The 19,186-nt window shown below is 50.4% G+C and carries 19 protein-coding genes; 12 read left to right on the forward strand and 7 right to left on the reverse strand.

Going from position 1 to position 19,186, the window contains the following annotated elements:
* The first annotated feature begins 74 nt into the window (after positions 1-74).
* The 6 genes from EKM99_RS01705 (at position 75) to EKM99_RS16050 (ending at position 5,084) form a co-directional block, all read left to right on the forward strand.
* A complete protein-coding gene (locus tag EKM99_RS01705) occupies positions 75-542 on the forward strand; it encodes a MarR family winged helix-turn-helix transcriptional regulator (protein ID WP_225419749.1) in 468 nt (155 codons plus the stop codon).
* Between the two features lie 202 nt (positions 543-744).
* Positions 745-1,662 carry a magnesium transporter CorA family protein gene (locus EKM99_RS01710; RefSeq protein ID WP_125580304.1) on the forward strand — a complete coding sequence of 306 codons (918 nt, stop codon included), beginning with the start codon at positions 745-747 and terminating at the stop codon, positions 1,660-1,662.
* 547 nt (positions 1,663-2,209) lie between these two features.
* Positions 2,210-2,641, forward strand: coding sequence for a MarR family winged helix-turn-helix transcriptional regulator (locus EKM99_RS01715; RefSeq protein ID WP_125580306.1), 432 nt, complete (start codon positions 2,210-2,212; stop codon positions 2,639-2,641).
* Between the two features lie 4 nt (positions 2,642-2,645).
* Positions 2,646-4,034 (forward strand): DHA2 family efflux MFS transporter permease subunit, encoded by a 1,389-nt coding sequence (locus EKM99_RS01720; RefSeq protein ID WP_125580309.1) that lies wholly within the window; start codon positions 2,646-2,648, stop codon positions 4,032-4,034.
* Positions 4,035-4,251: 217 nt separating this feature from the next.
* Positions 4,252-4,674 (forward strand): hypothetical protein, encoded by a 423-nt coding sequence (locus tag EKM99_RS01725; RefSeq protein WP_125580311.1) that lies wholly within the window; start codon positions 4,252-4,254, stop codon positions 4,672-4,674.
* A 287-nt stretch (positions 4,675-4,961) separates the two neighbouring features.
* Positions 4,962-5,084 carry a hypothetical protein gene (locus EKM99_RS16050; RefSeq protein ID WP_263853857.1) on the forward strand — a complete coding sequence of 41 codons (123 nt, stop codon included), beginning with the start codon at positions 4,962-4,964 and terminating at the stop codon, positions 5,082-5,084.
* A 491-nt stretch (positions 5,085-5,575) separates the two neighbouring features.
* Here EKM99_RS16050 and EKM99_RS01735 read toward each other — a convergent pair whose 3' ends face one another.
* From EKM99_RS01735 to EKM99_RS01745, 3 genes are all read right to left on the reverse strand, one after another.
* Positions 5,576-5,824, reverse strand: a complete 249-nt coding sequence (locus tag EKM99_RS01735) for a hypothetical protein (RefSeq protein WP_125580315.1) — start codon at positions 5,822-5,824, stop codon at positions 5,576-5,578.
* 92 nt (positions 5,825-5,916) lie between these two features.
* Complete coding sequence (locus EKM99_RS01740) at positions 5,917-7,290, reverse strand: sensor histidine kinase (protein ID WP_225419750.1); 1,374 nt, start codon at positions 7,288-7,290, stop codon at positions 5,917-5,919.
* Positions 7,280-7,981, reverse strand: a complete 702-nt coding sequence (locus EKM99_RS01745) for a response regulator transcription factor (RefSeq protein ID WP_125580319.1) — start codon at positions 7,979-7,981, stop codon at positions 7,280-7,282. The genes EKM99_RS01740 and EKM99_RS01745 overlap by 11 nt, the downstream gene beginning before the upstream one ends.
* Before the next feature lie 508 nt (positions 7,982-8,489).
* Between EKM99_RS01745 and EKM99_RS01750 the strand changes: the two genes are divergently transcribed.
* Positions 8,490-8,789, forward strand: coding sequence for a hypothetical protein (locus EKM99_RS01750; RefSeq protein WP_125580321.1), 300 nt, complete (start codon positions 8,490-8,492; stop codon positions 8,787-8,789).
* A 516-nt stretch (positions 8,790-9,305) separates the two neighbouring features.
* Here the strand turns inward: EKM99_RS01750 and EKM99_RS01755 are convergent.
* The 3 genes from EKM99_RS01755 to EKM99_RS01765 all read right to left on the reverse strand — a co-directional run bounded on the left by EKM99_RS01755 (position 9,306) and on the right by EKM99_RS01765 (position 11,960).
* The gene (locus EKM99_RS01755) at positions 9,306-10,178 is read right to left on the reverse strand and encodes a DUF5776 domain-containing protein (protein ID WP_125580323.1); all 873 of its coding nucleotides are present in this window, start codon (positions 10,176-10,178) and stop codon (positions 9,306-9,308) included.
* Positions 10,084-11,121 carry a MucBP domain-containing protein gene (locus EKM99_RS01760; RefSeq protein ID WP_125580325.1) on the reverse strand — a complete coding sequence of 346 codons (1,038 nt, stop codon included), beginning with the start codon at positions 11,119-11,121 and terminating at the stop codon, positions 10,084-10,086. Before EKM99_RS01760 ends, EKM99_RS01755 begins: the two co-directional genes overlap by 95 nt.
* 197 nt (positions 11,122-11,318) lie before the next feature.
* Entirely contained in the window at positions 11,319-11,960 is a 642-nt protein-coding gene (locus EKM99_RS01765) for an SDR family oxidoreductase (protein ID WP_125580327.1), read from the reverse strand.
* 385 nt (positions 11,961-12,345) lie between these two features.
* On the opposite strand from EKM99_RS01765, the gene EKM99_RS01770 reads away from it, so the two are divergent.
* The 5 genes from EKM99_RS01770 to EKM99_RS01790 all read left to right on the forward strand — a co-directional run bounded on the left by EKM99_RS01770 (position 12,346) and on the right by EKM99_RS01790 (position 17,863).
* The gene (locus EKM99_RS01770; RefSeq protein ID WP_125580329.1) at positions 12,346-13,557 is read left to right on the forward strand and encodes an NAD(P)/FAD-dependent oxidoreductase; all 1,212 of its coding nucleotides are present in this window, start codon (positions 12,346-12,348) and stop codon (positions 13,555-13,557) included.
* 94 nt (positions 13,558-13,651) lie between these two features.
* Entirely contained in the window at positions 13,652-14,176 is a 525-nt protein-coding gene (locus tag EKM99_RS01775; protein ID WP_125580331.1) for a methylated-DNA--[protein]-cysteine S-methyltransferase, read from the forward strand.
* Positions 14,177-14,474: 298 nt separating this feature from the next.
* Positions 14,475-15,041: a TetR/AcrR family transcriptional regulator gene (locus EKM99_RS01780; protein WP_125580333.1), complete on the forward strand. Its 567-nt coding sequence runs from the start codon at positions 14,475-14,477 to the stop codon at positions 15,039-15,041.
* 748 nt (positions 15,042-15,789) lie between these two features.
* Positions 15,790-17,205 carry an NAD-dependent succinate-semialdehyde dehydrogenase gene (locus tag EKM99_RS01785; RefSeq protein WP_125580335.1) on the forward strand — a complete coding sequence of 472 codons (1,416 nt, stop codon included), beginning with the start codon at positions 15,790-15,792 and terminating at the stop codon, positions 17,203-17,205.
* 208 nt (positions 17,206-17,413) lie between these two features.
* On the forward strand, positions 17,414-17,863 hold the full coding sequence (locus tag EKM99_RS01790; protein WP_125580337.1) for a flavodoxin: 450 nt from the start codon (positions 17,414-17,416) through the stop codon (positions 17,861-17,863).
* A 424-nt stretch (positions 17,864-18,287) separates the two neighbouring features.
* On the opposite strand, the gene EKM99_RS01795 is transcribed toward EKM99_RS01790, so the two are convergent.
* On the reverse strand, positions 18,288-18,857 hold the full coding sequence (locus EKM99_RS01795; protein WP_164511482.1) for a cob(I)yrinic acid a,c-diamide adenosyltransferase: 570 nt from the start codon (positions 18,855-18,857) through the stop codon (positions 18,288-18,290).
* Between the last annotated feature and the right edge of the window lie 329 nt (positions 18,858-19,186).

Consider the following 19,186-nt stretch of genomic DNA (forward strand, 5'->3'; position numbering starts at 1 on the left):
ACCATTTTTCGTATTGCTAGTCGTGTTAACTATCTTACCGGTTAGCAAAGTGAAGATAAGGATATGATAATACTATGAAGAGTAAGGTCGTTCATGCGGAGAGTTTCTTTGAATCTTTCATGGAGTTGAAGCGAGAATTAGAAAAGGCAGCAACCCGATTCCAACGAACCATGGGGATTTCAGTGGATCAATATGCGATTTTACACCACATCTTGGAGAATCCAGGAAAATTGACGTCAGCCACCGTGGCCGACAGTCGCGGCATTTCCCGGGCAGAAGTTTCTCGTGGGATTTCCCAATTGATTCGGCGGGGCTATGTCGTTCAAAGCTATCAAAGTTCTGACCGGCGAGTACGGCCACTTTCATTGACAGCGAGCGGTGAGCAATTGGAAATTACTTGTCACGAAGCGTTGAAGGATGCGGCAAGTACCATGAGTAAAGTCGACTTGGATGACAGTGGCAGTCAATTTACGGTGGGGCAACTCACCAAGATGTTGAGTGTCCTGACCACTAAGGATGACCCAGAGGAATCAGAAAAGTAACCTAAACAGACCCTTTAAACAAGAGGATTAGTCGAACACGACTAATCCTCTTTCTTTAACCATAAGTTAAAACATGTGTAACTTGTGAAATTCCGAAAATTTGTTCACAATATTAGGACTTTTCGGGTACTGGGATTTCTGTCATTTTTTTCTGGCGGACGTGGTACACTTAACGTATTGACGGAAGAGAAGAGGAAATTCCATGATTGTCGAGAGAAAGATTGGCACCGGCGAACAGAATCTCGTCTGGGTAATGGCGATGATTGAAGACGATGCTGACAAGGAGTCCCTGCAGGTAACGTACGGTCTAACGGATGAAATTTTAACCTACGTAACCGACGTGAATGAACGGTCCCATTATGACCGCGATGAGTATTTGAATACTCAATTGTTTGTCCTGCATGTGCCGGTGGTGGTCGATCAAATTTCCCAACGGTACATCACCCGGCCAGTCACGTTTCTGCTAAAGGGCAATCAAGTCTTTTCCATCACAACGCAACGCACACAGTGGGTGAACCAAACCCTGAGTGAGCGAATGAAGCTGCAACAGATTTCGGATACCAATGAGTTCATGTTGATTGGGCTGTTCATTTTATTTGACCAATTCATTCCACCCATTCGGAAAATCAATGCGGAACAAAACCGACTGGACAAGCAGTTGAATCAGGCGCCCGACAACAAGGATTTGATTGCGCTGTCTAACCTGCAACAGAGTCTGGCTTATTTCGTGAGCGCTACCCGCAACAACGCCATGATGGTGGTCAACCTGAACAGCACACCGTTTGGCAAACAGTTGTCCGACAAGAACAATGAGCACTTGGCGGACGCCGTCATTGAAGCCCGCCAAACATCTGAAATGACGGCGATTGAGGCGGACGTGGTCGATCGGATTTCGAATACGTTTAACAACGTGTTGAACAATAACCTGAACGACACGATGAAATTTTTGACTATCTGGTCGTTGGTTTTGACGATTCCAACAATCATTACGGGGTTCTATGGCATGAACGTCAAATTGCCGTTTGCCAATGATACCATTTCTTGGATTTTCACGGTGGTGATGATGCTGGGCATCATGGGCGTCGTGGCCCTGCTGTTGCGGCATCGGCATTTCTGGTAAATCACCTGCAAAAGGACTAAATGAGTTGGAAATTGCCACCTGCGGCTGCCAGAGATTCCGGCTGCTGTGGGGACCGCCTGCGGCCTGTGGGGCGGTCCTCCGGCTCGGTTTGAAGTCTGTCCAAAACCGACAGTCTTCAAACGCGTCCCACGCTGTAAGCTGAGAAATCTCAGCTAACACCGTCGACACAGCTGCCTCCATCTCTGGCCTCCTCCGGTTAGGCTTGTCTTTTTGCCGTGACGTTGCTGTGGTTATCGCTGGGCTGGCAATGTTTGTCCAGAATAATTGGCTATTGTCTATGAGACCTACCAGCCTAAATTTGACGGCAGGCATAGATGATGTTGCCGCTAATTTCAGTACACGATGTCTGTTATGTTGTGGGCTTTATCTACTTTGCGGATTGCTTTAGAAATGACTAACTAAAATAGTTTTCGTGAGCCTGGGCGGTTGTTCCAGGCTTTTTACGTCGACCGGTTTAAGAAACACTTGCACTTTAGCCAAAACTAGCTTAAAATTGTTAGCTGACTAACAAAAGGAGCGAATAGCCATGACCACACGACGGTTAGGCGCTTGGTTGCGGGACGCCGAGCACCAGATGAACATTGAGATGAACGACTTTGCCCGGCCGTACGGGTTAACTGGCATGCAATTGTCAGTGATTGACTTCTTGAGTCGACAGTCGGAACGGGTCGTGTTCCAGGTGGACTTGGAACGAGAATTTCACGTGCAACGTTCCACGGCATCCTTGCTGGTGAAACGGATGGTGGAACGGGACCTGGTCACCCGCGTAGTCGCGTCAAGTGATAGCCGTAAACGTCAGCTACAGTTGACCACGAAAGGCCAGTCGCTTGTGCCGATTGTTCAGACACACCTGGAACAGCAAGATGCCAAGATGGTGACTGACTTGACCGACCAAGAGGCAGCGGCGTTCCAGCGCGCACTGCGGAACGTCAGCCGTTGGCAAACAACAAAGGAGTAATTTTATGACAACTGAAAAAATTGATCCACGGGTCGTTGGCGCTGTGCTGGCCACGGGCCTGATGTCGCTGAGTGGCGTCATCGTTGAAACCGCAATGAACATTACATTTCCCACGCTGATGAAACAGTTCAACGTGACGACTGGAACGGTTCAGTGGATGACCACGTTGTACCTGCTGATTGTGGCGTGCATCGTGCCAATCTCCTCGTATTTGAAACGCCGCTTCAAACTGAAACAACTCTTCGTGGTGGCAAACCTATTATTTATCACGGGACTGTTGATTGACGCCTGCGCGGATAGTTTCGTCTGGTTACTGATTGGTCGGGCTATTCAAGGATTCGGCACCGGGATTGCGTTGCCGCTGATGTTTAACATTATCCTGGAACAAGTGCCCCTCAGCCGAATTGGCATGATGACGGGGGTCGGCACCCTGGTAACTGCTATTGGACCGGCGATTGGGCCGACGTATGGTGGCATTTTGGTGACGAACCTGAATTGGCGCTACATTTTCTGGATTCTACTGCCGTTCCTAATTGTGTCATTCTTTGTCGGCATCAAGACGATTAAGCAGGTCTCTGAAACGCGCCCGGAACGCTTCGATTTTTTGAGTATGCTGGGTGTGGTGGTGACCTTTAGTGGCTTAATCTTTGGCTTCAGTTCACTGAGTGATCAACCGTTTCTCAGCTGGTCAGTCGGTGGGTCACTGTTGTTGGGACTCCTCGGTCTGGTCTACTTTATCCGTCGGACGCGCCGCAGTGCTCATCCCTTGATTCAACTAGAGGCCGTGGCAAATACCGCTTTCGCCTGGCATTTACTGGCGTTTTTCCTGCTCCAAATCACCGCGTTAGGATTGTCGTTCGTCTTGCCAAATTATCTCCAGTTGGTCGACCAGCAATCCGCCTTCGTCGCGGGGCTGGTGGTCCTTCCGGGGGCGGTGATTGGTGCCGCGTTCTCCCCAATTGGCGGAAACATTCTCGACCGGTTTGGGGCCAAGCGGCCAATTCTCCTTGGTTTAGGTTTGGTAGTCCTGATGTTAGTTGCCATGACGGGCTTTGCGCGTGGTATGTCTGCCTGGGCCATTCTGGGCCTCTACGTGGGCTATATGGTCGGCATCGGGTCATCATTTGGGAATATCATGACGGATGGCTTAAAACAGCTCCCAAACGCTTTGAGAGCGGATGGAAATGCCCTGATGAACGCCATGCAACAATTTGCGGGCGCCATGGGAACCGCCATTGTGTCAGCCATCATTGCGGCCAGTCAGGCTGGGAGCGTCGGGAGCACCATGCTTAAAACGGCGACGGGTTCTCAGTGGGCCCTATTATTCCTGGTTGTTGCCGGAACATGCGCGTTTCTCAGCATGATCGTGGCGTTTCGGAAAAATCAAATTTAACGAATTACTGGTAAAAATGAAACGTGGTCAGCGACAATCTTATTTGAAAAAAGCCTGACCAAAGCGGCTTTAGCAAAAATTAACGGTCGCGAGGGTATCACGTTGGTAGCGCTACTTTCCTAACTATGGGAGGTGGCGTTATTTTTATTTAAGCTGGTGCGTGCTAGAATTCGTGTCCAACAAAGCCAAATGTGGCTGAAAAAAGTGAGGCGACTTCATGAAATTTGATTGGCGTTATGCGTTTCATTCATTCTGGTTTTTAATGGCCCTGATGGTGCTCTTAAGCTTAACGACCGCCGTTGATAATGTTCACGGCGTTCGGATTGCGCTTGGTGTGATTTTAGGATTCTTACTGGTAGATGGACTCTGGACGTGGCAGTACCCTTACTTTAATCGGCTGGGGCGGCAAGGACACACGGCGATGATTAATTTATTTTTGTTCGCAATTATCGCCGCGTTTACCTTAGCATTCAAGCAGGATTGGTCGGCGAGTGTCTGGGGGTTCATGAGCTTCTGGCTCGCTAGCATTGGTGGTACGATTGACGGCTACTTAGCGCAACCGACCCGCATCCTGGTAGGACAGACCCGCGGTGACCTGCGTAAGAAAGCAGAAATCCTGCAAAATTCTTCTCGACTCTAGGCAACATTGGTTAAAAGAAAGTGTCGATTGAAATTGCCACCTGCGGCTGCCAGAGATTCCGGCTGCTGTGGGGATCGCCTGCGGCCTGAGAAACGGTCCTCCGGCTCGGTTTGAAGCCTGACAAAATGCGTCAGGCTCCAAACACGTCCCACGGTGTAAGCTGAGAATTTCGCTCAGCAAACACCGTCGACACAGCTGCCTGCATCTCTGGCCTCCTCCGGTTACGATTGGTTTTAACTATTACGGTGAGCCGATTGGGCTGGAATGTCGTTGTTGTCAGTATTTTAATGGCTAATCGTTATTGCAATAAGGATTACGCGATTCAGTCTTCAGATTATGGGCAACAACCACCTGAAACGGCTTTATTCCAGGCGATTGCGCCTGCATCATACTTGAAACAGTCTTCATAGATTGAAAGTTTTGAGCCTATTTGGACTGATTGCTTTAAATATAAATGAAATGGCGGCGACCATGCCGCTATTTTTTTGCCGAAATTGTTAGCCTAGGCGTTGCGGGCCGAACCAGTGTCAGCCGCAGGGCTGGTGAAAATGCGCCAACGACAAGTCCCACCAGTTAAACTGAGATCAGCCGTATGAGTGACCAGAGGCGAGTCAAGGTGCCCAGCTGTGTCGATGGCATTAGCTGAGTGATTTGCTCAGGTTAGGCCATGGGACGATCTTGGAGACTCACGGCTCTCAGTGAGGCTTCAAGTCGAGGCAGAAGACCGCCCCTCAGGCTGGAGCCGGGCCCCACAGCAGGGCACCTTGAACTCGCCGCCGGGAACGGAATCCACGACCGTCTAAGTTTCGCCCGGTAAGGTGGACTGTCGTCGGGGAACGAAAAAGCCGGACCGTCAATCAAGACAACTCGGCTTTGAATTTAGCGTATTTAGTTTTAAGGGTTACTCAGCCGCATAGGTCCAGTCATACGAGAGCAGCTGGTGAAACCGTTCGCCAATCGGGACCCAAAGTTTTGCTTTGGCGATGTTGGCAATGGATTCCCAGAACAGCGGATCTTTCCGCTCCTTGTCGCTCAGGTTAATGTTGACATAACTCCCGGCTTCCGTTTTTGCAATCACGTAAGGATAGAACACCTTGGTAATTTGGGCGGGAGTAATGGTTTTAATTTGCGGGTTGTCATCAATCAGCATAGTAGAACGCTTCCTTTCACTTGATGAATTCAGTATACCAAGCAAAGGTAACGATAACCACCAAGTTTGATTAAGGATTTCCTGAGAAATTCTTAGTTTTGTTTAGCGGCTGGTGCGACGGGGAAAGATACCGTGAATTTCGCGCCGTGCGGGTCATTGTCCGTGATGGCAATCGTGCCTTGGTTCAGCTGAACCAGGCGGGAAACGATAGACAGACCCAGGCCACTACCCTCAATTTTCGTGGAACGCGACGCATCGACCCGGTAGAAGCGTTCAAAAATGTGTTCGCGGTCGGCCGCCGGAATTCCTTGCCCGTGGTCGGCGACGCTCAACTTAATTTCACCGTCCTCCTGGGTCACAACGACGTGAATTTGCTGGTCAGAAGGTGAATATTTATGCGCGTTGTCCAGCAGGGCAATTAAGATTTGGTGGAGCATGTCGGTGTCGGCGCAGGCCATGGCGGGCTGGTCGGTTCCGGCAAACGTCACCCGTTGACTGACCAGTGGCTGGTAGTGTTCAACGACCGCCGCTGCCAGTTGATTGAGGTCAATCGGCGTCAGTTCAACGTCGGCCCGATCCGCGCGGGATAGGTGGAGCAAGTTTTCAATCAAATGTTGCATCCGCAGGGATTCCTGGTCGATGAAGCCCAGGGATTCGGGGATGATTTCGGGATGCTGTTCCCCGCGACGTTCGATTAATTTTAAATTTCCGCGAATCGTGGCAATCGGCGTGCGCAACTCGTGGGAGGCGTCAGAAATGAATTGGCGCTCGCGTTCCAGTCGGCCGTTCTGCGCGGCGAGGAGTTGGTTAAAGTCGCGCGCCAGTTGGGCGACTTCGACCGGTTCCGTTGGTTGCGGCAGGCCGTTTTGGCTAATTTCCGGGTTGGCCGCGGCTTGTTGGGCGGCGGTCGCCAGGGCAATCGTCGGCGCACTCAGACTCTTGGCCAGCCGGCGAACGTACAGCAGGCCAATCAAGAGGCTCAGGCCAATGGCGATGATCAGCACGGAAATCAACACGTGGAGGTTGCCGACCAGCACGTGCATCCCAATGTAGAGGTAGTAGGTGCGGGTCCCCGTTTTCAGCGTTTCCGAGAAGTACAGGCCCCAGCCTTTGATGTAGACCAAATGGGTGAACGGCACCGACGTGGTATTCGCCTTGGCCAGTTGCGTGGCGTGGGGCAACAGCGAGGTGGTCGAGCCGTTGGTATTTTTAATCAGGACAAACGTGTTGTGCGAGTTCAAGCCACTACTGCGATTGACCGCGAGCCAGTCTTTGAAATTGCTGACCTGTGTTGTTTGCAGGCTGGCGCTTAATTTTTCCGCCTGATCCTGCGCGCGTAACAGCTGGTCGACGGTTAAGGTGACGCTGACGGTGACCACGATGATGATGCCAATCGTGATCAGCAGGCTGGTGACGGAGTGGCGAATGATGTCCGCGTAAGTCCGCGGGGAACGGTTAGTGCTCATCGGGATCATCTTCCTTTAGACTGTAGCCGACGCCCCGAATGGTGTGGAACAAGTGGGGAGCGTCCGCCGCGTCGATTTTATTGCGGAGGTAACCAATGTAGACGTCGACCACGTTCTGTTGGCCAAGGAAATCCACGCCCCAAACGTTGTCGAGCAATTCATCACGGGTGAAGACTTGGCCAGGGTGTTGCATTAAAAATAGCAGCAAATCGTACTCCCGCTGGGTCAGCTGGATGGTCTCCCCCGCGCGGTCGACCTGGCGCGTCTTGGTGACCAGGGTCAGGTCGGCCAGCGTGTAAGTCTGGTCCAGGCCGCTTTGATGGGCCGTGCGGCGTTGAATCACCCGGATGCGGGCGAGGAGTTCTTCAATTTCAAATGGTTTGGTAATGTAGTCGTCGGCGCCGTTGTCCAGGCCGGTCACCTTGTCGCCGAGGTAATCCCTGGCGGTCATCATGATTACGGGCAACTTGTCGTGTTTGCGAATCCGGCGCAGGACTTCCATGCCATCCATTTTCGGGAGCATCCAGTCCAGCAGCACCAACAAGAGGTTGTCCTTTTCGCGCTGGTAAGTTTCCCAAGCAGCTTCACCGTCGGCCGCGGTCAGGACGTCAAAATCTTCAAAAGTGAGTTCCTTCGCAACGTAGCTGGCGAGGCCCTCTTCGTCTTCAACGAGTAAAATTGTATTCTTCATTAGGTAGACTCCTTAAATAGCAATGGGTTACAGACAGTGTATCACGTTTAACGTGGATTCATACAGCGCCTTACCGGGCGGCAAAAATAAATTGGAACGCTGGGGGCAGGACGCCCGAAGCCAAAGGGCGGTCTTCGCGCTCGCTTTGAGCCACTAAGACCGTGTCTCAAAGACGCCAATTTTCTAACCGGTAAGCCCACCGATTAGAAAATTCCCCCGGCTGAATTTATTTTTGCCGCCCTCACGGCTGGGACGGTAGTGAATCCAGTGGTCCGCTGAATGGTTAAAATTTGGTCGTGTAATCGTGATGAATGGGGTTGGCCGTTTTAGCATAAGTGGTTCTAAATCATTGGTCTCAAAGGGATGGGATGGGTTCGGTCTTCTCAGATAAGTGAAATATAAGAAATTCAAAGATTAACCTTAGCCGTGCTTAAAGATTGCGGCCGCGCCGGCGTGGTATAACTAAGACATCGAAAGCGCAGGACAAAAAATTCAAGGAGTGGTTAAGATGACAAAAGCAAAATCAATGATGACGAAAGTAATGTTGGGTGCCATGACGGTAACAACTTTGATGGCAACGTCTGCCGGTGCTTCCGCCGCAACCACGGCGACCGCTACGGCAACCGCTCCGCGAATTGAGCGGACGACGATTCAATTTAGCGCCCAACCTAATACCGAAGTGCAAGTGATCAAGATCAAGTTGCACAAGCCAACGACGACCAAGCAGATTTCTAATCAGGTGCAGACTGCCGTGGATGCGAGCGCGTTGAACCTCAACCAGCAACACAGTGACCGGCAACTCAAATAAGAATACCGGACCAAGCTTAAACGGAGCCAAACAGAATAGAAGCTAACTGACCAGCAGCGGCGGGACCGTTGCTGATTTTTTAGTTGGTGGGCAAAGTTCCAGCTAACAGGGATTCAGTCCACAAAGTTGGTTGGAAAGTGCCACCTGCGGCTGCCAGAGATTCCGGCTCGGCTTGAAGCCTGACATAAACCGTCAGTCTCCAAACGCGTCCCACGCTGTAAGCTGAGAAATCTCAGCTAACACCGTCGACACAGCTGCCTGCATCTCTGTCCTCCTCCGGTTAAACTTGTTCCGCAACATTAAAATGATGTGGCCATCGCTGGACTGGCAACGTTTGTTCACCAATATCGGTCACGGTCTATGTAGACGTTCCAATCTAAATTTTTACGACTGGCAAGCCAATAATGACCGCAATGGTGCTAATACTCAGGCTCTATTCCTGATTTTAAATTAAAAGTCATCCCACGCCTTCATCAGGCATAGGGTGACTTTTAACATACTTAATTCGTTTACCAATTAATCTACAATGCGGACAAAATGGGTATTGGCCGTCATGTAGCCGCCCGTAACCTTATACCGGAGGGTGTCGCGCTTGCTGAAGTTGTTGGCGTTGGAGTAAGCCCAGCCTTGAACGGTGAAGGTGGCGTGGGCCCGTTTGGCGTAGTGGTGATTACGCTGGGTCAAGTTAGCCGTATCGTAGCGGTTCACGGCCGTCTTTGCCTGAACGCGTTTCGGTAGCTTCACGGTCCCGGCCTGCACCAGTTTTTTATTGGCGGTGATGAACTGGCCGTTGTTGAGGACGAACCGGGTGGTCAGGCCCTGGGTCACAATATTTTTGATAGTGAGGACCTGTCCCTGCCGGTAATGTGCTTTTTGCTGGGTCAGATTCTGTTGCCCATAAGCGTTGATGCCACTGGGATTGATGACCGTGAGCTGATTGTGGGTCGTCGCGTAATAGGTTGGCGTGACATCCGCCGTGTTCGTGGTCATGTAGCCCGTTTGGCCGGCCGTCTTGCCCTGAGAATTCACATCGATAACCTGATAGCGCGGCGTCCCGTTCTTAGATTTAGCGGTGCCGGTTACCCGAAACATCGGCCGGTTCATTCGGGATTTCTTGGCGTACCATTGTTTGCGCGTATTTGAACTGAAGTCAGGAGTGGCGTAGAGGCCAACTTTCTGGGTTGGCGAAATGATAGCGCCCTTGGTCACAGCGGTATACGTGTAGGTAACGGATTGCGCGGTCCCACTAAACGTCCCAGATTCAGGGCCAGTCGTCTTGCTCAGCGTGTAACCGTCAATGGTCAGTGGGTCGGCTTGGTAGGTGGCCCCGAGAGCGCCCGAGAGCGCCCGAGAGCGCCTTGTCTGGCTTGAGTGTGTTGCCCTGGTCATCGACGTAGTGGATGGTGACGGGCTGACTGGTGGCTGTGGAGGTTGATGGCGCGCTCCCGAAGTATAGGGCCATGATTGGCTCTTCGGTCACCGTTGCTAAGGTACCATCGGTTACATACGAATCCGAGTCGGTTGATGGGGTTAATAAGCTCCGTACAGGTTTATTCAGCAAACTGTCGGTAGCAGATACGGTCTCAGCGGGATTGACCTGGGAAAACTTTTGAGCGAAATCAGGATTATTTTCATCTATCCCGAATTGCTGACAGAGCGGGTCTACTTCAAAAGATAGCTGATTTGAAAGAGCCTTAACACTCATGAATGCATCCTTTAAGGGATCGTAGTCTTCATTATCGCTGTTGTCAGTGGCCTCTTTGACTTGTTGCAGGGCGTTTTGATAATAGTCTGTCTTAGCTTGGTTTAAATCAAAGGTGGGAAGCCTTAACTGCGCATCCAATTTAATGAACCAGCTACATGCATAAACCAGTGAATTATACCTTGAGAGGAAGCCGGGTGTTGATATTGAAGGTTGTTTTTGAAAATCAAAATAATATTCGCCAAATTTTTCTTGTGGAGAGCTTAGGGTAACACCATCGGCAAGCTCGCCCATCATGGTTTTAGCGTTCCCTGCACCCCGGTTATTGGGGTACGCAGCGTCAAAGGTCTGTGTAAGGGTGTCAGTGTTGTTAATTTCATCTGATGTGTAAGACAGATGAAGCTTCGGGAACCAGTAGTGCTTTTGGGATCCCGAGGCCGTTATGTAGCTGATATAGGGCATCTCAACTGAGCTGATTTTATAGGTAGTTGCCGTGTCACCGCTAGCACCAGTCGTTTCAGTACCGCCCGCATCCGTACTAGCAGCCTGCGCCAACACCGGACTCAGTAGGCCGCCAAAGAGAACCAGCGCCAGGCCGGCAAGGGTTAATTGATGAACCATTTTAAGCATCGAACTCACTCCCTAGACATTTTTTACTACAAGATTAGTTTAGCACTGAATCCATGCGCATCCCGAATTATATATATAAATTTCAATCGCAGACTGCCGTATACTAAGTCCAATTGACAGTGCAGCGGCCTTTGTCGGTACCCCAAAAAGCGGCATCCAGGAAGTTTCCCAGACGCCGCTTTAACCATTTTCAATTTTTACTTAATCGCCTCAACGACGGGTGTGTCGCCGTTAACAATCTCAATAATTTGCTTTGGCAGGGGATGTTTAACCACGGCTACTACCGCTGCGGCGACATCCGCCCGGGCAATCTTGGAAGTTGCGGCGGTCGCTGGCGTGGTTGAGATCTTGCCGGTTGGGTCGTCGTTGGTCAGAATGCCTGGCCGCACAATGGTGTAGTCCAGGTTAGTCTGGTGCTTGAGCCATTGATCGGCGTAGTATTTGGCAACGTAGTAAGGCCGAATGCCTGATTTTTCCCAGAAGGCACGGTCGTCGGTCCCCAGCGCACTCACGATGATGAACCGTTTGATGCCGGCCTTTTCAGTCGCAATCATCGACTTGATGGCACCATCGAGGTCAATGTTCAGGGTCATGTCGTCGCCGGTACTGCCGCCAGAGCCAGCGGAGAAAATAACCGTGTCAACGCCGTTCATGGCTGGCACCATGGCGTCGGCCGTTCCCATCAGATCAAACATCCGGGCTTGGCCACCGAGACCCTTGATGGTTTCCGCTTGTTCCGCGTTACGAATCGCCCCGTAGACGGTTTCACCAGTTGCGGCAAGCTGTTGCACAATGTGCTGGCCAACTTGACCATGAGCACCAACAATTAAAGTAGTCATGCAAAATCCTCCTATACGCAAGTTAATTAACTAACCTCCACTGTAACGGTTTTGCGGGTCAATTTCAGCTAAAACGACTCACGAATTCGGGGCCAGCGGAAACAAAGCGGGCACGGGTGAAAATGTCCTCTCCCCCACAAACACAGTGGTGACAGCCAATTGATTGTGTGCGTTTAATTTGTGAAATAGATTACGATAGTTTCAAGCTGGTTTTTCACCTGATAAGCCGTATAATAGAGACAAATCATCCCTGACAGTTAGATCACCCACTGGTTCCAATGGGGGGAGTGGTGGTATTTGGTTAAAAATGTAACCGTTTTAGCCAGCCTGAACGTCATTAACTAACTGTGATCGGGGAACTATAAAGTAAAGGGGTCGTTTCATTATGGCAACGATTTTAGTTCTAGGTGGCGGATACGCCGGCATGCGGGCCGTCAAGTTCTTGCAAAAGGAAGTTCCAAGTGAGCATCAGATTGTTCTGGTCGACAAGACGGGGACGCATACGGAAAAAACCAATCTTCATGAGGTCGCAGCGGGCACCATTGCGCCGGACCGGATTACTTACGAAATCAACGATGTGATCGGCAGTCGGGTGAACTTTATCCGCGACACCGTGACCAACGTCGACATCGATCAGAAACAAGTGACTTTAGCCGATCACAAGCCACTGAGCTACGACTATTTAGTCTTGGCATTGGGTTTCCAATCCGAAACGTTCGGGTTAAAGGGTGCGAGCGAAAATGCCCTGCCAATGGACGATTTGGAGACTTCCGAGGCCGTTTACCAACATATTGAGGCCAAGGCGAAGCACTATGCCGAAACGCAGGACCCGAACGATCTGTCCATTGCGGTCTGTGGTGCCGGGTTCACCGGAATCGAACTGCTGGGAGAACTCAGCCAGTCTCTGCCAAAACTGCAAACGCGCTACAACACGCCAGCCTTCAAGGTGACTTGTTTGGAAATGGGCAAGAGCATCCTGCCGATGTTTGACAAGTCTTTGGCTGACTATGCGTTGGCCTTCATGTCCAAGCACAACATTGAAATGAAATTGGGCGCGGCCATTACCGAAATCAAGCCGGGCGCGGTCGTTTACCAGGATAAGAACACGAACGATGAGCAAGATCACGAAGTCGCTGCGAACACCATTGTGTGGACCGTGGGGGTCAGTGGCTCGCAAGTTATCGCAGATTCCGGTTTTGAACAACGGCGGAACCGGGTAGTGGTGAAGAATGATTTAACCCTGGAAGGCCACCCTGAAGTCTACATTATCGGTGACGTGTCCGCGGTCATGGATCCAGCCAGCAACCGGCCATACCCTACCACGGCTCAGATTGCCTTGGCCTGTGGCTCGCACGCGGCCAAGAACATTGGATTAGCGTTACGTGGCCACGAAACCCGGCCATTCGTCTACAAGTCTAGCGGTACCGTGGCCTCTCTGAGTGACCGCGACGGCATAGGTGAAATCTTCAGCAGCAACAAGAAGATTCACGGCTACATTGCCTCCGCGATGAAGAAAATTATCACGGACCGTTCCCTGATGGAAAGTGCCCACTTAAGCACGACGTTGTCCAAGGGCCGGTTTGATTTGTATCATTAAAATATGACAAATGCGTGACAGAAGCAAGTATGCGAGTGGGTTAGTTAGCCTGCTCGCTTTTTTAATGGTAAAATGAGCAAAAAGGGGAATGACCATGCTACAAAAACGCTTAGAGACACCTTTGGGACCAGTTACCGTCATGTCGGATGGACTGTCCTTGAACGGCTTATGGTTCACCAATCAAAAGTATTACGGGAGTACCCTTCCACGGCTAACGGTAATGGGTGATCGGCCCGTCTTTGCCCAAGTGCAGACGTGGCTAACGGATTATTTTGCTGGGAAACAGCCAGCCATTAATTTTCCTATCAAACCCGAGGGCACGCCGTTTCGCCAGGCCGTCTGGCAGGAGTTGCAACAGATTCCGTACGGCGAAGTCCGAACGTACGGGGAATTGGCTGCCAGTGTGGGCGACCGCTTGGGCCATTTCGTTGGCGCACAGGCCATTGGCGGGGCGGTTGGCCACAATCCCATTAGCCTGGTGATTCCGTGCCACCGAGTTGTCGCTGGGGATGGCGATTTGACTGGATATGCCGGTGGCCTGGAGCGGAAGCAAAACTTGCTCAGATTAGAGGGTTCGCTAAAAACGGACGCATTACGGGTGGATTTCAAAGGAAAATAGCCGAATTTCACTAAATATCCGGGATTATTACTTGTTGCACACAAATCTATCGCACAATAGGCCCTCAGTTATGCTATAATCAATCGTGTTCAAATACTGAAGAGTACGATTATTAATAGACATAATCGGTTGACAAATTGCTCGCCTTTTTTGCCGAAAAGGGTTTCTTCTTTCGCCAGAACGCGTATAATTTTAGTCAGCTTAGGACGTTAGTGAAAGTTACTGATTTCCGGGGGGGATTTTCAGCGACAATTAATACTTAAACTTAAATGGTGTGTAAACGATTGGAGGTATCACGATGGCTGCATCAGAAACTAAGGAGCGAATTGCGGAGGCCTTGGCTTCGTTGTTGAACCACAACACGTTTGATAAGATCACGGTTCGTGAAATTGCGGACGAGGCGGAAGTCCACCGGAAGACGTTCTATTATTATTTCGCGGATAAATACGAACTTTTAGCGTTTGTTTACGAGCACTTCATTGTTGAAGCGCCACGCCGTGAACAACCGATGACGTTGACCTTAGAGAACTGGCGACCGGCCGTAATTCAATTACTGGAACGGATCGCAGACCATTCGAAGATTTTCTTAAACGCGTACCCGTACGATGACGGTGTTTGGCGTCAATCTACGAATGAATTTGTGGCATCACGATTGTCAATTTTGCTCCACGCAATGCCTGAGTACCGTTACTTAAAAGAAGATGTCATTGACACGTCCGCAGAGTTCATTGCTGCTGGGGCGTTGGGCATCATTAACAAATGGGCCAAGGATAATTTCACGGCTAGTCCGCGAACGGTTCTGGACCAAATTACGACGGCTAACCGGCTGTTCAACGGGATTCTTGACCGTTGGAAGTTGAGTTAACGTTAATAAAGAATCATGCGAGTCACTGTCGATCAGTGGCTCTTTTTTTATCTAAAGAGTGTGCCAGCAGGCGTTTAGCTGACGAGCATTAACGCTGCTAAACGAATAATCCCGGGCTTGGATTATTGGGTTAGCGGTGTTAAGCGGAATCAGCTGCCTGCTGGCACACATTTCAGCAATGTAAATTCGAAGATTGAAATTTAGGTTGGAACGCTGTGGGAGGACGACCCAAGCCAAAGAGCGGTCTTGGGTCTCGCTTTGAACCGCACAAATCGCGTTTCAACGTCGCCATTTTCCCAGTAGCCCATTTGCAAAATCCCACGGCTGAACCTAAATTTGGTTCGCTCACGCCTACACTAATCTGGCCAGTGACTCAGCACTAAATGCAATCACAGCAATGGTTTGCGTTTGACGTAACAGCTAAATCACAGGTCTAACTGGGGCAATTTTGGTGGCTTTGTGTTTTCAGCCTTAAACATCATCAGGACAATCCCATTAAAGCAAAAACCGCCAGTCAACCACTTGTCAAAGCAAACAATTGGTTGCGCCCCGAAGCCGATTAAAACTTGGTAGACCAATCGTGTAAAATGCAACCGGTTGAAAGCGGATTCCCTAGGTGGTTTCACAAACATTTTGCGGATTTCATCACAATCAAAGTGCTGGTATTAACAGATAATCGCGGGTATAGTGACAATCGTAAGGGGTTACATTGTGAATGTGGAAGAACCCCGTCAAGGAGGAAAATATCATGGCTTACCAAACGACAAATCCCTATACCAATGAAGTGGTTAAAACTTATGAAAACGCAACACCCGAATACGTTGAAGAAAGTCTAGCAAAGGCTCAAAAATTATACAAGGAATGGCGGAACGACCCAGTCTTCACGCGGACCCCGGTTTTGCACAAGTTGGCGCAAATCTTCCGGGACGAAACGGATAGTCTAGCAAAAGTTTTGACGACTGAAATGGGCAAACTGTACGGTGAAGCTCAGGGCGAAGTCATTCTCTGTGCGATGATTGCCGACTACTATGCCGACCACGCGGCCGAGATGCTCGAACCCCGTAAGATTGCGTCCATTGCCGGCGAGGCCCAGTTGGAGAATCATCCCCTGGGTGTCTTGATGGCCGTGGAACCTTGGAACTTCCCATATTACCAAATGATGCGGATCTTCGCGCCTAACTTCGCCGTGGGTGACCCCATCGTTTACAAGCATGCCGCAATCACGCCAGCGTCAGCATTGGCGTTTGAAGATGCTGTCCGCCGTGCTGGGGCCCCTGAAGGCGCACTGACGAACCTCTTCCTGTCCTACGACCAAGTGTCAACGGTAGTCGCTGACAAGCGGGTTCAGGGTGTTGCCTTGACCGGTTCCGAACGTGGCGGTACTGCGGTCGCTGAAGTGGCCGGCAAGTATTTGAAGAAGAACACCATGGAGTTAGGCGGGGTCGATGCCTTTATCGTCGCCCATGACGCCAACATGGCTGACGTGAAGGCTATTGCACCGCGGGCCCGTTTGTACAACGCCGGGCAGGTCTGCACCTCATCCAAGCGGTTTATCGTGACGGCCAACCACTACGACGAATTCCTGGAATCCCTGAAAGCCGCGTTCTCGTCCGTTAAAATGGGTGATCCGATGGACCCAGAGACGACGCTGGCACCAATGAACTCCAAGAAGGCCAAGGAAAAGTTGCAGGTCCAAGTCAATGAAGCAATCGCCGGGGGCGCAACGGCCTACTACGTTCACGAGCCAATCGATGACGAAGGCCAATTCTTCATGCCAACGATTTTGACCGACATTGATAAGAGCAATCCGGCATACGGCAAGGAAATGTTTGGCCCCGTAGCCCAAGTTTATAAAGTTGCTGACGACGACGCAGCGGTTGCGCTGGCCAACGATGCGGATTACGGCTTAGGCGGCATTGTGTTTGCTGGCAGCCAAGAGGCCGGTGCTAAGCTGGCTTCACGGATTGAAACTGGGATGGTCTTCGTCAACACCTTCTTCAGTTCCTTACCAGAACTGGAATTCGGCGGTGTGAAGGGCTCCGGCTTCGGTCGTGAATTAGGCCTGAACGGTATCTCCAGCTTCGTCAACCAGGAGTTAGTGGTCAAGCGTGACCACCCGAACGATGACGAAACCGGTGGCTTGATTCTGGCGCATAAATTTTAGAAAATAGTGAAACGAGGGAGCGGACAGTTTGGTCCGCTCCTTTTTGTTAGTCTTTAGAAATGGGATTCCGGCAATTCACCACGACATTGACTGGTATCCGATAAAACCGGCTTATCATTTGGCGACTACTTGGCTGAAATAGGCGACCGAAACCCCGCAGGTATGTTACGATGAAAACGATTTCAAAAACTGGGTTGAGGTGACAGGAATGTTAACAGCAAGGGTTGTCTACGCAACAATTACGGGAAATAATGAAGAGCTGGCCGATATTGTGACGGCCAGCCTAGACCGGTCCAAGGTCAAAGTCACGGAAAGTGAAATGTCGCAGACCGACGTCCAAAGCCTATTGGACGCGGATATTTTGGTGGTGTGCGCCTACACTTACGACGAGGGCAAGCTGCCAGAAGAGGGCTTGGACTTTTACGAAGATTTACAAGAGATTGATCTCACGGGTAAAATCTACGGTGTGGCCGGTTCCGGCGATAAATTTTACGGCGAGTACTACAACACCACGGTTGACCACTTTGATGATACGTTCAAGCAGACCGGCGCCACCAAGGGAGCGGACAACGTAAAAATTGACCTGGAACCCTATGAAGAAGACGTGGAACAACTGAATCAATTCGCTCAGCAATTGGTTGCTAAGGCGAGTGCTTAAGCTGGATTGAATTTTTAGCGAGCGATAATTTGAGAGTAATAAAAAATGTCCCGGATATCGATTATCCGAGGCATTTTTGTCGTTCACGTAGGTTAAATCCTAATTTGAGTTCAAGAGAATCTGAACGTTCACCCATAGATTGCGGCTAGTTAACTTGGCCATCATTGTGGCATGAAACGCTGATATGGCAATAACAAGCTGTCATTGGTCTAACAAATGTAGGCGTGAGTGAGAAAAATTTAGGCTCAGCCGTGGGATTTTCCAAGTGACCTCCTTGGAAAATGGCGACTTTGAAACGCGGGCTAGGCGGTTCAAAGCGAGGCCCAAGACCGCCTTTCGGCTTGGGCCGTCCTACCCACAGCGTTCCAGCCTAAATTTTTCTCACGGTAAGCCGGGCTTCAGCGCCAATGTAAAGCGCCAGTATTTACCGGAAGACGGGCTTGCTGTTGCGGTACAAGATATCGTCGTGACCCGCCAAAAAGTTGGCGTACCGGGCGACCGCGAAGAAGTAATCGGACAGCCGGTTCATGAAGACCAGCACGTCTTGGTTGATGGCTTCTTCCTGTTGTAAGGCAACAATCAGGCGTTCTGCCCGCCGCGTCACTGTGCGTGCCAGGTGGAGGGTCGCTGCCGGGGTGGCGCCACCTGGGAGAATGAACTTGTGGACCTCGGGAACGGCTGTCGTGTAGGTATCAATCTTACCTTCAAGCCAGTCCGTTGCTCCGGCATTCTTGCCAAAGATAAAAGCGTGGCGTGAGTCGTCATTTAACGTGGCCAGGTCGGTACCGGCGTCAAAGAGCAACTGTTGAATCTCTTCTAGCTCAGGCTGCAACACCTGGGTCTTCTCATCTAAAACGGAGATGGCAAAGCCCACCAAGGAATTGAGCTCATCAACCGTGCCATAAGCTTCGACCCGGGTATCACTCTTGTTCACAACTTTCTTACCAATGATCCGTGTCTGACCCTTATCACCCGTACGCGTATAAATTTTCATCACTGAATGCCTCCTAAAAGTAAGTCTCTTGGTTATCATGCGTGCCCGGCACTAATTTTGCAAGCGCTTACTGCAAGCAACCGACCGTCGCGACCTGAAAAGATAAAATTGGGGCTAATTTGCGGTTATGAGTGACATGAAAAGATAAGCCGGAATAAAACAATTTTAGCATCAACACATAATTTAGCCCAAATTGGTGAACCAGGAAGACAAAACGGTGCGGTAAACCGTAAAACAAACAAAAATGAAATGATTTTTCAATTGAGATGTTAATTTAATGCTGAATTAAACGGGCGACCTTTTGTCTGGTGTGGAAAAGGCGTTAGAGT

It is taken from the genome of Levilactobacillus cerevisiae, assembly GCF_003946245.1.
GTDB lineage: Bacteria > Bacillota > Bacilli > Lactobacillales > Lactobacillaceae > Levilactobacillus > Levilactobacillus cerevisiae.